Annotated in this window: 10 protein-coding genes; 3 read left to right on the top strand and 7 right to left on the bottom strand. The window is 56.6% G+C overall.

Going from position 1 to position 16,128, the window contains the following annotated elements; genetic code table 11:
* Positions 1–121: 121 nt before the first annotated feature.
* The 7 genes from BUE18_RS02195 to BUE18_RS02225 all read right to left on the bottom strand — a co-directional run bounded on the left by BUE18_RS02195 (position 122) and on the right by BUE18_RS02225 (position 9,264).
* Positions 122–610, bottom strand: coding sequence for a metallophosphoesterase family protein (locus BUE18_RS02195; protein WP_073472419.1), 489 nt, complete (start codon positions 608–610; stop codon positions 122–124).
* A 712-nt stretch (positions 611–1,322) separates the two neighbouring features.
* Complete coding sequence (locus BUE18_RS02200; RefSeq protein WP_073472421.1) at positions 1,323–1,712, bottom strand: response regulator transcription factor; 390 nt, start codon at positions 1,710–1,712, stop codon at positions 1,323–1,325.
* Between the two features lie 108 nt (positions 1,713–1,820).
* Positions 1,821–2,753, bottom strand: coding sequence for a methylenetetrahydrofolate reductase (locus tag BUE18_RS02205; protein WP_073472422.1), 933 nt, complete (start codon positions 2,751–2,753; stop codon positions 1,821–1,823).
* A complete protein-coding gene (locus tag BUE18_RS02210) occupies positions 2,750–3,418 on the bottom strand; it encodes a methylenetetrahydrofolate reductase C-terminal domain-containing protein (RefSeq protein WP_073472424.1) in 669 nt (222 codons plus the stop codon). The genes BUE18_RS02205 and BUE18_RS02210 overlap by 4 nt, the downstream gene beginning before the upstream one ends.
* Before the next feature lie 26 nt (positions 3,419–3,444).
* Positions 3,445–3,879, bottom strand: coding sequence for a hydrogenase iron-sulfur subunit (locus BUE18_RS02215; RefSeq protein ID WP_083610710.1), 435 nt, complete (start codon positions 3,877–3,879; stop codon positions 3,445–3,447).
* Complete coding sequence (locus BUE18_RS02220; protein ID WP_170868235.1) at positions 3,876–8,324, bottom strand: FAD-dependent oxidoreductase; 4,449 nt, start codon at positions 8,322–8,324, stop codon at positions 3,876–3,878. The genes BUE18_RS02215 and BUE18_RS02220 overlap by 4 nt, the downstream gene beginning before the upstream one ends.
* Before the next feature lies 1 nt (position 8,325).
* Positions 8,326–9,264 carry a methylenetetrahydrofolate reductase gene (locus BUE18_RS02225; protein WP_073472426.1) on the bottom strand — a complete coding sequence of 313 codons (939 nt, stop codon included), beginning with the start codon at positions 9,262–9,264 and terminating at the stop codon, positions 8,326–8,328.
* Positions 9,265–10,266: 1,002 nt separating this feature from the next.
* Here BUE18_RS02225 and BUE18_RS02230 point away from each other — a divergent pair.
* From BUE18_RS02230 to BUE18_RS02240, 3 genes are all read left to right on the top strand, one after another.
* Entirely contained in the window at positions 10,267–12,387 is a 2,121-nt protein-coding gene (locus tag BUE18_RS02230; protein ID WP_139264587.1) for an HDOD domain-containing protein, read from the top strand.
* An 11-nt stretch (positions 12,388–12,398) separates the two neighbouring features.
* Positions 12,399–13,649, top strand: a complete 1,251-nt coding sequence (locus BUE18_RS02235) for an IMP cyclohydrolase (RefSeq protein ID WP_073472441.1) — start codon at positions 12,399–12,401, stop codon at positions 13,647–13,649.
* 153 nt (positions 13,650–13,802) lie between these two features.
* Positions 13,803–16,016, top strand: coding sequence for a hybrid sensor histidine kinase/response regulator (locus BUE18_RS02240; RefSeq protein WP_073472442.1), 2,214 nt, complete (start codon positions 13,803–13,805; stop codon positions 16,014–16,016).
* The last annotated feature ends 112 nt before the right edge of the window (positions 16,017–16,128 follow it).

The following is a 16,128-nucleotide window of genomic DNA, read 5'->3' on the forward strand; positions in this document are numbered from 1 at the left end:
GGGTAGAGCATTCCTGATTCGGTTTTTTCCGCCAATCGGACTGATACAATGGAAACGAAGTTTGTCCGCCGGAGTCCTTATCGCGAAACCCAACAAAAAAGATTAAAACCCCGATTGCTGCTTATAATACAATTTCCCTAAACTCGCCCGTTTTGGTCTCCACCAGGCAAAAGCCCGACTTGCCCTGCATGCCCATAAGCTCCCCCGGATTGATGAGCAAGGTCTTGCCGATTTTTTCCGCATGATGGGCGTGGGTGTGGCCGTAGCAGACCACGTTGTACTCCTGTTTGCCGGCCAGGCCGTCGGCCGCCTCCCGGTAATGGGTGAAAGCCACGGGATCGCCCCCCGCGTCCACCTTGCCGAAAAGCCCGTGAAAGGTGATGTTGCCAACCTCCGCCGCCACTTTCATGAGCAGAAAATGATCGCCGTCGTTGTTGCCGAAAACGGCATGGACCGGGACGCTCACCTTGCTCAGTTCAAACAGCATGAACGGAGCCACAATGTCTCCGCAATGGATGACCATTTCCGCCCCTTCCCCGCGAATGCGGGCCGCGGCTTCCTTCATCTTTAAAATGTGATCGTGGCTGTCGCTCATTACGGCTATCAACATGTTCGGATCTCCTTGGCCGGGCGCCTCGTGCTTATTGGGTGAGAAAATTTCAGCATTATGATGGGTACAAGATACCACGGCCCAGCCGCGCTGTAAATTCCGTAAAATGGGCGCCTTTTTGATCGCCTGTAACCCACGAGGATGACGGCGGGCATCAGCGGGGGCAGGGCGGCCCAGGCAAGGCTTTTTTTTGCCTGGGTTCGAAGAACAAAAGGCGCGGCCGGGAAAGAAGGCGGAAATTGGGTGCGATCGGCGGGCGCATGAACTCGGTGGAATCCATGCTTTCGTTTTTTTGGGGATTGGGCGTTCGGCCCTTGCTGATTAAAGGTTTCCATCAATTCAAAGGCCGCTCCTACTGCGCTGCGCGCCCAGGCAGGATACTGCTCTGCCTGGGTTACCCATCATCGGGGGCGGCATAGATCATCGTTCCTGCAAGGGCGACCTGTTTTTCAGGATCGCACGCAAGCAAGGGCCCGGCATCCTTTGGAGTCAAGGGGGACTGCGCCGTCATCCGGTGGATCCTGAACTGTGTTTTATCGGCTGTGAATTGGCTGTAACCGGCTAGGGAAGTAAAAATGGATAGGTCACAGGGCGGGGAAAAACAAAACTACTTTCCCCGGGGAAATGGCAGAGGCCGAAGCCCCTGCGATTGTCCCCGGTTAAAATGCTGGATCAATAAGCATTAATCAACGAATGTGCGCGTACTCAGGTTTTAGCCCGGCAGTACGCGTTTGATGGCTGCGGTGATGTCTTCCGCGGAAGCCGGTTTGGGAATGTAGTCGTCGGCTTCCATGCTCATGCCGTCATAATGCGAATAGCGGGTGGATGTGACGTGGGACGCCACAGCCGTGAGCATGACGATGGGGATATCCTGGTATTTTTCGTCGGATTTAAGCTCCGAGCACACGGCGTAGCCGTCTTTTTCAGGCATCATAACATCCAGGACGATGGCGTCCGGGGGGCTTTCCTTGACCTTGTCAATGCCCTCGACTCCATCATAGGCCGTCTCCACCGCATAACCTTCCTTTTCCAGGTAAGATTTGACTATGGCGCAGAAATCAGGCTCATCGTCAACCACAAGAATTCTCTTTTTGTTTGCCATGTGTGTTCCTCCTTGTAATTAGAACAGATTCAACCTACCTGAAACACGGCGCCTGACTTGATCAGGCTATGGCGGGCCAGGGGTGAGACCCTGCCCGTTTTGTTCAGGCTAATCAACCTCGGGCCTGGGGTACAACCCGGCGCCCTCGACCAGTTCGGGCACCTTTTCCTCCCATTCGATTGCCATGACATGGAATCCGGCTACTCCTTTCACCTCTTTCAGCCGTTGCATAGTTTCTATGCAAATTTTGATCCCTTCGTCGGCCTGCTTCTCCTTGGGAGTGTCGGAAAGACGCTTCACAATCTCGTCCGGCACGTCCATCCCGGGAACCCGATTTTTCATGTAGCGGGCCATACCCGCTGATTTCATTGGGGTTACTCCCGCCAGGATGAAGACTTTTTCGGTCAATCCCCGATCCCTGGCGATCTCCAGCCATTTTTCAAATTTTTCCACATTATAGATGCACTGGGTCTGGATGAACTCAGCCCCGGCTGCGATCTTTTTGGCAAGCCTGGGTACTCTTACCTCAAAGGGATCAGCGAAGGGGTTGGCCGCCGCGCCTACAAATATTTTGGGAGGACCGGCGATGTCTCCGCCCCCCAGAAATTTCCCTTCATCCCGCATGTGGCGCACGGTCTGCACCAGTTGCATGGAGTCCAGGTCGTGGACGTTCTGGCCCGTGGCGCAGTCTCCAAAGCTCTGGTGGTCGCCCGAAAGGCAGAGCATGTTGTTCACGCCGAATGCCGCCGCCCCAAGGATGTCCGACTGCATGGCGATGCGGTTTCTATCCCGGGTGACCATCTGAAGGACGGGCTCCAGGCCCATGAGCTTGATCTTGATGCAAGCGGCCAGACTGCACATGCGCGTGACGGAGGTCTGATTGTCCGTCACATTGATGGCGTCCACGCAGTCTTTGATCAGATTGGCCTTTTCCTCGATTTTATCGAGGCTCGTGCCGCGCGGAGGACCGCATTCACTGGTAACCGCAAGATGTCCCGCCTTGAGAATTTTTTCCAGCTTGCTTTCGGTGTTCAGGCTCATGATTGCACGTCCTCCTTCACCACTTTTCGGGGGCCTCCGGCCCTGTCCGTAGACCAGTCCTTGAGAGGGGCGATCTGTTCGTATTCGTCCATCTTGCCCAGGGCTGTCAGGCGATCCACAATCAGTTGCCAGGCGCAATCCACTTCCTTGCTGATTTCGCACTTGCCGTTTGTGGATCCGCCGCACGGACCGTTAAGCACCCGCTTGGCGCATCGGGACACGGGGCAGATGCCGCCGGTCTTGGCCAGGACGCAGGCGCCGCAGGCCTGGCACCTTTCGGTCCAGAGCCCCCGTTCCTCCGTGGCGCCCAAAAAGCAGGTGTTGACCCCGGGCAGCACCACGGTGGCAAGATATTTTTCCGCCGTAAACTGCACGCCCACTCCGCAGGCCAGAGAAAGGATAGCGTCGTAAGTGTCGGCGATGTCCCGGATTTCCTCCAGGTACTCGTGATCGCACTGGCGCTCCAGAGTCCTCTCGTCGATCTGGATCTGCCGGCCCTGCTTGGCGAAATACATCCGCAGGGCCGAAGCCAGGACGCCCACCTCCTTTTTCCCCCCGGCTTCGCAAACCGTTACGCACTCATTACAGCCCAGGATCAGCAGTTTCTTGCAATCCTTCACCGTGTCAATAATTTCTTCCATGGGTTTGGGTGATGCAACAATCATGGGTAAAAGCCCCTCCTTTCCAGGCGCTATGCCGCTTCGCCCTTTTTAGCCAGCTTCATGGGATTGGGACCCAGTTCGCGGATTTTTTCCGTCATCTCCCTGGCGAAGGCGGCGAATTTAGGGCCTTCCGCGGACGACAGATTGTACATCTGCACCCTTTGCCCGCCCATGCCCACGGAGTCCAGGACCTTCTGGGCCTGGAGAACCCGTTTTTTTGCGCGGAAGTTGCCGTTGTTATAAAGGCATTCCCCTTCCATGCACCCCACAACGTAGGCTCCGTCAGCGCCTTTTTCGATGGCCCTTAACAAATGGATGACATCAATTTTCCCGGTGCAGGGCGCCCGGATGACTTTGATGTTCGCCGGATACTCAAGTCGCATGGACCCAGCCAGGTCCGCAGCCGAATATCCTCATTGGTTGCAGCAAAAAGCCACAATGATCGGTTCGAAATCCTGGGTCATAAAACTCCCTCCAATAAGGCTTCCACCTTGCTTAATATTTGTTCGTCCTCATACCAGTTAAGCCGGATGGCCTTGGCCGGGCATTCGGAGGCGCATACTCCGCACCCCTGGCACAGGGCCGGGTCTATGATGCTTTTTCCCGTTTCATCGATTCTGGGCACGCTAAAGGGGCAGGAACGCACGCAAATCAGGCAGGAGGCGCATTTTTCCTGCTCCACCACCGCCTTGACCGCCGACAGGGTCAGGCTGTCCTGGGACAAGAAGGTGGTCGCCCGGGAGGCCGCAGCCAAAGCCTGAGCCACGCTTTCGGACAAGAGCTTGGGGCTGTGGGCCGTGCCGCACACGAAAATGCCTTCCGTGGTCATGTCCACGGGGCGCAGCTTGACGTGGGCCTCCATAAAATATCCGTCCGCGTTCCGGGGCGCTTTCATGATGGTGGAAAGCTCCTCGGTCTCCTCGGGAACCATGCCAGCGGACAGGATCAGGTTGTCCGCCGCCAATTGCAGGCGTTTGCCAAGTACAAGATCCCTGAAGGTTATCAACACGCCTTCTTCCGAGGCTTCCACAACAGGAGGTTCGTCCTGGTGGAACCGGAAGAACATGACGCCCAGCTTGCGGGCCTCCTGGAAATAGTCCTCCATGGTCCCGTAGGTGCGGATGTCCCGGTAAAACACGTAGACCTCGGCGTCGGGATTGGATTTTTTGATGTGAAGCGCGTTTTTGACGGCCGCCTGGCAGCAGATGCGGCTGCAGTTGGGGTTCTCCTCGTTTCGGGATCCCACGCACTGGATCATGGCGACTACGCCCATATCCATGGCTGCGTCCGGGCTGTCCGCCAGCAGGCGGGAGAGCTCCACCTGGGTCAGAACCCGGTCGTCCTCGCCGTAAAGGAATTCCTTGGGCTGGTACTCCTTGGCGCCGGTGGCCAGAATCACCGCGCCGTGGTCGATCTTCCGTTCATACATGCCCGGGCCCACCAGAACCTCCGTGGTGAAATTGCCCTTGAATCCGGAAAATCCCACAACCAGGGAATCGGTCAGCACCTGGATCTTTTCATGGTCCAAGACCTTTTCAACCAAAGGCTCCAGGCTGTCGGCGATAGTCACGCCTTCGATGGTCTTGGTCAGCTTCAGGGCCATGCCGCCAAGCCGGGTTTCCTTTTCCAAAAGCACCACCTCAAAACCCTGGTCTCCCAGGGCCAGGGCGGCGGTCATGCCGGCGACGCCCCCTCCTACAACCAGGCATCTGCGGTTGACCGAGAGCTTTTTCTCCTCCAGGGGGTCCAAAGTGGCGGCCCTAGCCACGGACATGCGCACCAGATCCTTGGCCTTTGCCGTCGCCTGTTCAGGCGTGCTGGAATGGCACCAGGAGTTCTGGTTGCGGATGTTGGCCATTTCGAACAGGTATTTGTTGAGCCCGGCCTTTTGGAGCGTGTCCATGAAGATGGGCTCGTGGGTCTTGGGCGTGCATGAGGCCACAACCACCCGGTTGATGTCGTGTTCTTCGATGAGCTCCTTCATGGAGTCCTGGGCGTCCTGGCTGCAGGTGAACAGGTTGTCGCCCGAGTACACCACGTGAGGCAGGGAGGCGGCGTACTCCTGCACGGCCGGGACGTCCACAATGCCGGCGATGTTGATGCCGCATTTGCAGACAAACACGCCGATGCGCGGCTCCTCCTGGGAGACGTCCTTTTCCGCGGGCATCTCCACGGATTTGGTCAGGGTGTCGCGGCTTTCGGCCAGGGCGGTCCCGGCGGCGCATGCCGCTGCGCTGGCTTCGGTCACGCTGGTGGGGATGTCCTTGGGACCTTGGAACACGCCGCACGCGAAAACGCCCTCCCTGGTGGTGGCCACAGGGGCGAACGGCGTGGTGACGGCGAAATTATGCTTATCCACTTCCACGCCCAGGCGCTCGGCCAACTCGCCCACGTCCTTTTGAACCTGAAGGCCCACGGACAGGACGACCATGTCAAAGACTTCCTGCTGCACGTCTCCGTTTTCGTCCGCGTACCGGATTTCCAGGTCCCTGGTGTCCTTCAAGTCCTCGATGGTGTGGACCCTGGCCTTGATGAACCGGACTCCTTCCTTGTCCCTGGCCCGGTTCAGGTATTGTTCGTAGTCCTTGCCGAATGTGCGCATGTCCATGTAGAAGATGGCGCAGTCCAGATCCTCCTCGGAATGCTCCTTGGCGATCATGGCGTCCTTGCAGGCGTACATGCAGCACACCGAACTGCAGTAGGTGTTTCCGCACCGGTTGTTGTCGCGGGAGCCCACGCACTGGAGCCAGGCGATTTTTTTCGGCTCCTTATGGTCCGACGGCCTGGCCAGATGCCCCATGGTGGGGCCGGAGGCCGAGAGAATGCGCTCAAACTCCAGGCTGGTCATGACGTTGGGGTTGATCCCGTATTGGTAGAATTCCCGGAACGGCGCCGGGTCGAAAGGTTCGCTGCCCGGGGCCAGGATGACGGATCCCACCTGGATTTCCAGGTCCTTGTCTTTTTCGTCATGCTGAACCGCTCCGGCGAGACAGGCCTCCACGCACTGGTAGCATTCGGAGCACACGCCGCATTTGAGGCAGCGCTGGGCTTCCTCCAGGGCTTCCTGCTCGTTGTAGCCGCAGTGAACTTCGTCAAAGTTGCCGGACCGCGCTTCAGGCAGCAGACAGGTCATTTCCACCCGTTCCTTTACAGGCTCGTCAATGACTTCCGGCTTGTAGAAATCCCAGTCCTCCTCCCGGCCTTCCAGCATGTCCAGGCCGTTGATGAAGCGGTGAATGCTTTCCGCAGCCTTTTTGCCGCTGGCCACGGCGTCCACCACGCTTTTGGGGCCATAGAATGCGTCCCCGCCTGAAAACACCCAATCAAGAGGCGTCTGCAGGGTGGCGGGATCAGCCTCCAGGCCGCCGCGCGGAGTGACCGAAATGCCCTGGCCGTCGGTGTACGAAAGATCCGCGGACTGGCCGATGGCCACGATAATGGTATCCGCGCCCATGGCCGTGCAGTCTTCCGAATCGTATTGGGGATTAAACCGGCCCTGTTCGTCGAACACGCAGGTGCAGGCCATGAACTCCAGGCCTGTGACTCTGCCGTTTTGCACCTTGAATTCCTTGGGGCCGAAGCAGTTTACAATGTCGATTTCGCTTTCCAGGGCTTCCTGGACTTCATAATCCCAGGCCGGCATTTCCTCCCGGGATTCCAGGCAGACCTGGCGGACGCTTTCCGCGCCCAGGCGTTTGGCCACCAGGGCCACGTCAATGGCCACGTTGCCGCCGCCGATGACGACCACCCGCTTGCCAAGCTCCACGTCCTTGCCCAGGGCCGTATCCCGCAAAAAGTCCACGCCCTGGATGATGCCGTCCGCATCTTCGCCCGGAACATTCAGCGCCCGGCCTCCATGGAGGCCCGTGGCCAGGAACACGGCCTGATACCCATCGGCTTTCAGGCTGTCCAGGGTGACGTCCGTTCCAAAAGACACGCCGGTTTTGATTTCCACGCCCATGTCCGTGACGGTCTTGACTTCCGCGGCAATGACCTCGCGGGGCAGGCGGTATTCGGGGATGCCCACGGCCATCATGCCGCCGACCACGGGCAGTTTTTCAAAAATCGTGACCTTGTATCCCCGCTGGGCCAGGAAATAGGCGGTGGTCAGCCCGGCCGGGCCCGCGCCCACAATGGCGACTTTTTCGTCCCTGGCTTCCTCCACCTGAGGGACGAAGCGGTCTTGAAGTTCAAAGTCGTGATCCGCCAAAAAGCGGTGCAGGTATTGGATGGCAAGCGCCTGGTCCGCCCCGCCGCGCGTGCATTCCCCTTCGCAGGGATGGTGGCAGACGCGGCCGCAAACGCCGGGAAAGGGGTGCTCCTGCTTGAAGAGCTTGAGCGCTTCCTCGTACTTGCCTGCATTGATGAGCGCAATGTAGCCCTGGATGCTCACATGGGCCGGACAGGTGGCCTTGCAGGGGGCCGTCCCCATTTTGGTGATGGCGTAGGCGCCCGGAATGGCCTGGGCGTATCTTTTAAACGCGGCCTTCCTGTCCATGAGCGACTCGTTGAATTCGTCAGGCAGGCTGATGGGACAGGCCTTGGCGCATTCGCCGCAGCTGGTGCATTTATCCAGGTCGATAAAACGCGCCTGCTGGTGGACCTTGGCGGTAAAGTTTCCGCTTTCCCCTTCAAGCTCCTGCAGTTCCGCACCTGTGATCAACTCGATGTTCAAATGCCGGCCGACCTCGACCAGTTTGGGTGAGATGACTCACATGGTGCAGTCGTTGGTGGGGAAAGTCTTGTCCAGCCGGGCCATGAGCCCTCCAATGGCCGATGACTTTTCCACCAGGTAAACGTAGTATCCCGAATTGGCCAGATCCAGGGCGGACTGCATGCCTGCAATCCCGGCCCCCACGACCATTACGGAACCCGTTGCTTCCTTTTTGTCAGGTCTGCTACCGGTCATTCTATTTCCCCCCAGCGTGTTTGCCCCAGCTTGTATTGGGGTCGTCTTGTTCCACGTCCTGCGCTTCGGTGGGTTTGAGGTTGAGGACCTGGGGCAGCATGTGCTCCCAGCCCAATGTCGCTATCATTACCCCGTCCAATCCGGCGTTTTTGGCCGCCTGGATGGTGTCCGCGGCGATCTGGGCGCATTCCCTTCCCTTGTCGGACGCGCTCATGATGCGCTTGATCAGGGCGTCTCCCACGGAAACGTGGTCGGAATGCCGGTCTATGTACCGGGCCATGCCCACGGATTTCAGCAGCAGAACGGTGGGCAGGACCTTGACTTCGGCCCGGGGCGCCTTTTCCATGAAGTCGCTCAGGTCGCTCATATTAAATACGGGCGGAGTGATGAAGAACTTGGCGCCCGCATCTATTTTGCGCTTCATTTCATCAATTTCCAGTTGCAGGGCCTTGCCCTTCACCCCTGCGTTGACCGTGGAGCCGCAATAAAAGGACGGGGCGCCGGCCAGGTCCACTCCGGCCATGTCCTTGCCCTGGGTCATGCCCCGGACGGCTTTAAGCAGCTCGATCAGGTCTATGTCGTATACAGCCGAGGCCTGATGGTGGTCCCCAAAGCTGGGGTCCTCTCCAGTCACCGCCATGACGTTCTGCACCCCGATGGCGCCCGCCGCCAGCAAATCCGCCTGCAGGCCCAGCCGGTTTCTATCCCGGCAATTGACCTGCATGACCGTGGGCAGCCCCTTGGACTGCAGGATCAGGGAGGCGCCCAGGGAACTCATGCGCATGACTGCGCTGTTCATTTCCGGCACCACAAAAGCGTCCACCTGGTCTTTTACCCTGATTGCGTTTGCAGTAAAATCAGTGACATCCACCCCTTTGGGGGGCTCCATTTCCGCCAGGACAATGAATTGTCCGGCCTCAGACTTGTCTCTAAGCTGCATACATAATCCTCCGGAAGATGAATTAGACACGCCTACAGCGCCAAGGCGACTAACCGGGCCGGCGGCTTCACGTTCACGCCGCACCTGCTATTTTTTCTACATATTAACTTAACGGGGTATAACCGAGTTCGAAAAAGAAGCCTTGGTCCCGGCTTCCCTGGCGCTTAAAATCCGTCCGTTTAGGAATTTTAATTGTCAGTCTTCGTTGGGCCGGATTCCGTGAACGCGTTGTTCGGGAATCCCTCCTTTTGTATGGTTTGACGAGGAATTGTTTGCTTTTCGCGATTTCCGTAAGGCCGTGAAAGGTATAACCCATTACTATTGTTGAAAATCAAACAATCTGCCTGCAACAAAACCTTGCAAAAGGGAAAGAGGTCATCGTTTCAGTTATAAGAAGAGCAAGTTGATGGATTAGACTGCAAACCAGGGGAGTAATGCTTTCGGACAAGTTGGAATTAACTGAACAGTATTGAAACAGAGAGTGAGGTAAGCAGTCCGAAATGAATGGGATGGATCATGTAAGGCTTGATGATTTCCCGTACCCCCTTGGATAACTATGTCCAAAGTCCGTTTCTTGATTAAAAGAATATACCATCTTTTATGAACAGGCAAGCAATTCCTGCAATAATAATAAATTTTGTCGAAGCGTTATAAGCGTCCCTTTATCCTGAAAAAAAGCATAAGTGCATGTTCCGCCAATGAATTTTGTACTACAACGTGGTACTTATGATACTGAATTGACGAGTTCTCGTCCAGGCGTTTAAACGCGATTTAACCAATTCGGGGTCCGTTGCGTCCGGTTATGCAGCCTTTAACTCAGGCCGTGTTTCTGGCGCCTTGTTTGCACGGTCTTCAACCAGGATGAACCGGTTTATGACAACCTTGCCACCTCGTATAACGGCATGGTAATCTATTAACATATCAAATATACAGCCAGGAAGGCGGCCCTGCCTGCAGTTTCTGTAATTGGGGGCGGACAATCGCCCCGTGGGGGAACTCAACATGATATTTTCAGGGGAACTAGATAAGTTCAATAGCGCAGATCTTCTTATGATTCTCGGTCAAATGGAAAAGGAAGGCCATTTGACGGTGACGCTTGGCGGCGACTCCTTATTTATAGGAATCAGAGACGGCAGAATTTTGACGGCCTACGGCGCGCAAGCGGATTCCAAGTCCTTTCGCTCCCTGATATGGCGGAGGCTTCTGGATAAGGGGCGTTTGTCCATGGTCAGCAGGATCAAGGAGGAAACCGGCCTGCCCCTGACCCATATTCTGGAGGCCATGCAGGTTGCGAACAACAAAGCCGTTTCCAAGGTCCTCGAGCAGGGCGTGCGCGAAGTGCTGTTCCAGTTTTTGCTGCTGAAATATGGCCATTTTCACTTTTCCGATGTTTTGACAGGCGAATCCTCCCAGGAAGGCCTTTCCATTCAGGGGGTGATCCTGGACCTGCTCCATCGTGTGGACGAGTGGAACGAAACCGTCAAGCGCATCGGCCCCGTCTCCCGTCAGGTCAGCCTGACTGACGAAGGCCGCATGGCCATGGACCTGCCTCCGGACGTCCAAGCGGTCATGGAACTGGCCGAAGAGCCCAAGTCCATGGAAACGATCCTGAAGCTGGCGCCCATGCCCAGCTTCACGGCCTTGCAGGCCATGACTCAGGCCCATGAGTCGGGATGGGTGGCTTTTGGAAAATCCAACGAGGAATCCCCGGCCCCGGAACACTCGCAGCCAGACCCCTTGTACGACAAGTTCCGGCAGTCCTTTGAAAAAATCGTCCTTTCCATGGAATTGGAGCCCAAAGTGGCGGCGGTCGCCGCATTCTGCCAGGAAAACTTTGACCTGACGCTTATCATTCGGGCGAAACACGGCGTTATGAACATGGTCACTCAGTTTTTCTCCCACGAAGACCCTAACGAAGGCAAAATGGACATCCCCGTGCCGGACCGCGATTTACGGAACAACCCGGTTTTTTCGTGGGTCCTGGACTCGGGTGCCCCTTTTGTGGGCGAAATTTTTTTTACGGACCTCTTTGAAGGCATCGCGGAAATGCCTGTTTTCGGGCAGTGCGGCATCATTCCCGTGGAAAACTCGGAGCGGAGCCAGATACTGGCCTTTGTCGCCTCTCAGGAAGAGTCCATGGGCATGAGCCCTTTTCATTTCCTGGAGCTCATCGGTTGGCTGGTGAGCCCCACGCCGGAAAACACCTTGACCGGCAAACAGCCCGAGCCTTTGCCTCCGGAAATTGTCAACACCGCTTCCCAAGCCATTCCCCGTTCCCTGGCCAGAGACAAGGCCAGCGTCATTGTGGAGGCGATCGAGGACCTTCCCCCCATGCCCCGGGTGGTGACCAAGGCCCTTGAGTTGTTGGGGGACCCGGACTCCTCCTTAAAGAACCTTGCGGAAGCCCTGAACAAAGATCCCGCTCTGGTGGCCAGAATCATCAGGGTGAGCAACTCCGCCCTGTACAGCCGGGGCGAGCGCATCACCAACCTGAATGTGGCCCTTTCCCGCCTTGGGCAAAAGGCGGTGCGCAGCGTCGTGTTGATCACCTCCGCCAATTTTGTGTTTTCCTCGGTCAAACAATCTTCGGCCATGTTCGCCCAAAACCTGTGGCTTCATTCCATGGAATGCGGCCTGGCCGCCCGTTGCGCGGCCAGGGCCGTGGGTTATCAGGATCCGGAAGCGGCAATGGCCGCTGGAGTCTTGCATGATATAGGGAAATTAGCTATATTGCTGCGTTTGCCGGAGCAATATCCGGTCATTCGAAAAAGGCAGGCCATGGCTCAGATTGTGAGCGCGGAAGCGGAAAAGCAGATCCTGGGTTTCGACCACTCCATGATCGGCGAAATGCTGCTTAAAAAATGGGGCCTGCCGGAAAGCCTTGTGCGGTGCGCCAAGCATCACCACAAGCCTTTTCAGGCGGAAGAGGACAGCCTGCTTGTCCACATCGTCGCGTACGGCAATGTCCTGAGCCACATGTTCGGGAGCGGCCTGGCCGACGTAAAGCAATTCAACCCACTGGGCATGGTGGATATTCTCAGCGCCTTGGGGCTGGGAACCAAGGACAATCAGGAGCTTGTGGAAGAAGTTAAGGAATCCTTTAAACATATTGATTTCGAGTGAAGAGAGGCCCTATGTCAAAAGACCTGAAAAAAATGTATAAAACCGTTGTGGGCGACCACTTTCCTCCGCAGATGGAAATCAGCTTTGTGGATGAAGAGCAAAGGCAGACCCTTTTTTATGAAAAGGTCTCCTGGGAAATCGCCGGGGAAGCCAAAGGTCTTCGCTACGGCGAAAACCCCGGCCAGGAAGCGGCCCTATATAAATTGGCGAACGGCAATCTGGCTTTGGGCGACGCCAAGACCATCGCCCCCGGCCAATACCTGGCTTCGGACATTGAACTGCTGCAATCCGGAAAGCACCCGGGAAAAACCAACCTGACCGACGCTGACAACTCCCTGAACATCCTCCGTTATTTTACGGACAGACCCGCTGCGGTCATCGTCAAGCACAACAACCCCTGCGGCGTGGCTTTGGGCATCAGCCTGGAAACCGCCTACCTGAACGCCTACATGGCGGACCGGGTGGCTGCTTTCGGCGGCTGCATTGCTTTGAATCGTCCCGTGGACAAGGCCACGGCCGAAGCCATTGCGGCCCAGTACGCCGAAGTGGTGGTGGCGCCCGGGTACGAAGAAGGCGCCCTGGATATCCTGGCTAAACGGAAAAACCTCCGGGTCATCGCCATCAATAACATCGAACGCCTTTCCTCCTTTGTCGGCCAGCGCGTGGTGGATTTCAAGAGCCTGATCGACGGCGGCGTGATCGTCCAGTGGTCTTTCGTGCCCGAAACCCTGAAAAAGGAAGACTTGAAACTGGCCGAAACCGAATACAAGGGCCAAAAATACAGCATCAACCGCAAGCCCACCGAGGCTGAACTGGAAGACCTTTTGTTCGGCTGGCTGGTGGAATCGGGCATTACGTCCAACTCCGTCATCTACGTCAAGGACTGCGTGACCGTGGGAATCGGAACCGGAGAACAGGACAGAGTGGGCGTGGCCCAGATCGCCAGGGATAAAGCGTACCGTAAACTGGCGGACCGCTATTGCTTCAACATGCACGGCATTCCCTATAACGAATTGCAGGATGCTGAGAAAAAAGGCGAGATCGACGCCCGTGTGGCCTTGGAAAAGGGCGGTTTAATCGGCTCGGCCATGGTTTCCGACGCCTTCTTCCCCTTCCGCGACGGCGTGGATGTGGGCATTCAGGAAGGCGTGACCTCCGTGGTTCAGCCCGGCGGCGCCATGAACGACCATGAAGTCATCAGCGCCTGCAACGAGTCTGACGTGACCATGGTGTTCACGGGACAGAGAAGTTTCAAGCACTAACGCAAATTCCCAATAAAAGCAAGCACAACCGCCCGGCGGCTGCCTTTGCGGCGCCGGGCGGACATTGGCCCAAAAGCAGACGCCGCTCCACCATCAACTCCACCTGAATCAATGCGAAAGGCCCAACCAATGCAGCCCCCCGGAGGAGGCGTTATGCCGGACCAGGATAAATCCTCACCCCCCCCCGTTAAAAGCTCCATGGACTCTTTTCTGGCCAGGTTAAGAAAGGCCCCCGATGGATGGACCATGGAGAAGGACAGAGTCCTTCAGGCGCTGTTTTTCGGGGTCATTGCACTTGGCGGCGTGTCCCTTATTATCAGCAACATTTTTATGATGCAGGAAAACAAGTGGGGTCTGGTCTTTATGGACGTCCTGTTTTTCCTGTGGCTCTCCCTTGTGTACCTCCAGCGGAAGAGCGTTTCCCGCGAGATGGTCATCCTGCACTTTATGGTGCTTACCTATCTTGTGGGCGGCGCCGTGTTGTTCTTTGCAGGGCCTTTGCGAGCGGGCATATTATATCTGTTCACCTTTCAGATTATGACGGCGGGCTTTTTCGGAGCGCGGGCGGCGAAAGCCTCCGTAGCCCTTAACTTCATCCTATTGGCCGCCGTGGGTATAGCGGCCGGCCAGGGATATTTGACCTGGGACGTTGCGCCGGAAAAACGCCTGTTCCTGTGGATTTCCATCAGCACGAATTTTCTGTTTTTAACCGTTGTCGCCTCCATAGTCATCGTCAGCCGAAACCGTGAATTCCAGGAAGCCCTGGACGGCGAAAGGGCGGCCGCCGCCGAATTGCGTCTGGAAACCAGGGAAAAAGAAGCAGCGGTGCAGGCTCTCAGGCAAAGCGAAAGCAAGTATCGCCAGCTTGTGGAAAACATCACCGAAGTGGTTTTTTCCGTAAACGCCGAGGGACGCTTCACTTACATCAGCCCCAGGGTTCGTGAAATGCTGGGATGGGCGCCCGAAGACTTGCTGGAAAAATCCTTCTTTGATCTGATGGATAAGGATCAGCGGACATCCATTCCCGACTGGCTTAGCAAGGCCCGGTCCGGCCGGAAAAGCTCCTTGGCCTTTAAAACACGGACAAAGGATCAGGAGGAACGCTGGGTCTCGGCTGCGCTGGCGCCCTCGGCGGGCGATCAGGACTATTTGGAAATGTTCGGCCTGCTAAGAGACATCACGCAGCACAAAAAGGACAGAGAGGAAAGGGAACTGCTGGAAAGCAGGCTTGCCCAGGCGCAAAAAATGGAGGCCATCGGCCGCCTGGCGGGCGGCATAGCCCATGACTTCAACAACATGCTTTCCCCGGTTTTGGGCTACGCCGAAATGCTCTCCGAGGACTTCGCCCATGATCCGCAGGCCAGGGAAAATCTTTCTGAAATCGTGGCCGCGGCGAACCGGGCTAAAGACCTGGTGCGCCAGATCCTTATTTTCGGCAGTAAGGCCGAAGATCACCCGCGCCCCCTGGATCTGGGCGTCCAGGTCAGCGATGCATTAAGGCTGGTCAAAGCCTCGCTGCCTCCCAACATCACCCTGGTGAGCAAAATCGAACCCTTGCACTTTGTGGTCAACGCCGACCCCACGCAAATTCAAAGGGTGCTGATGAACATTTGCGCCAACGCCTCCCACGCCATGGGAAGCCGGGAAGGGCTCCTGGAAGTCTTGCTGGAGCAGGATCATGTTTCTCCGGATAAGAATTCCCCCGGCAAAAATCCTAAACCCGGCCCCTGCGCCCGGTTGACCATCAAGGATAACGGCCACGGCATCGCGCCGGAAAACCTGGATAAGATTTTCGAGCCCTATTTTACGACCAAAGGCGTGGGCGAAGGCGCCGGCATCGGCCTGGCCGTGGCCCATTCCATTGTCTCCAAACTGGGCGGCGCCATCCAGGTCAGCAGCAAACTGGGCGAGTGGACCTGCTTCTGCATCCTTCTGCCCTTGGCCAAAGGCGCCCCCAAAGCGCAGAAAAAGCCGCCCCAGACGCCTTTGCCCAATGGCTCCGGCCGCATTCTACTTGTGGACGACGAGCCCTCTCTTGTGCAGATGACTAAGCAAATGCTAAACCGGCTAGGCTATGAAACAGTCACCGCATCTGATGGAAAAGAAGCCATAAAGACTTTGGAGTCCGCGGAAAGGCGCTTTGACTTGCTTATTACGGATTATTCCATGCCCGGATTTACAGGCGACCAGTTGGCCTTATACGTTCAGGAAAAATTTCCGGGGCTGCCCGTGGTTCTTTGCACGGGGTACTCAGACAAAGTTTCCAGGGAAAACGCTGCAAAAATGGGTATATCCGCCATGCTGTCCAAGCCGGTGAACCTTCGTCAACTGGCATTAACTGCGTACAGACTTACAAATCCGAAATAATTGGGTTTATCTTCGGTTTTTCGCAAAAATTCAGGATTGCAAATTCAGAAAAAAAAGGGTATAGACCTCAGTTTCCAAGGCTTGGTCAACGAAAGCCGTTGCGGTGCACGGA

The sequence above is a fragment of the Desulfatibacillum alkenivorans DSM 16219 genome (assembly GCF_900142135.1).
Lineage (GTDB): Bacteria > Desulfobacterota > Desulfobacteria > Desulfobacterales > Desulfatibacillaceae > Desulfatibacillum > Desulfatibacillum alkenivorans.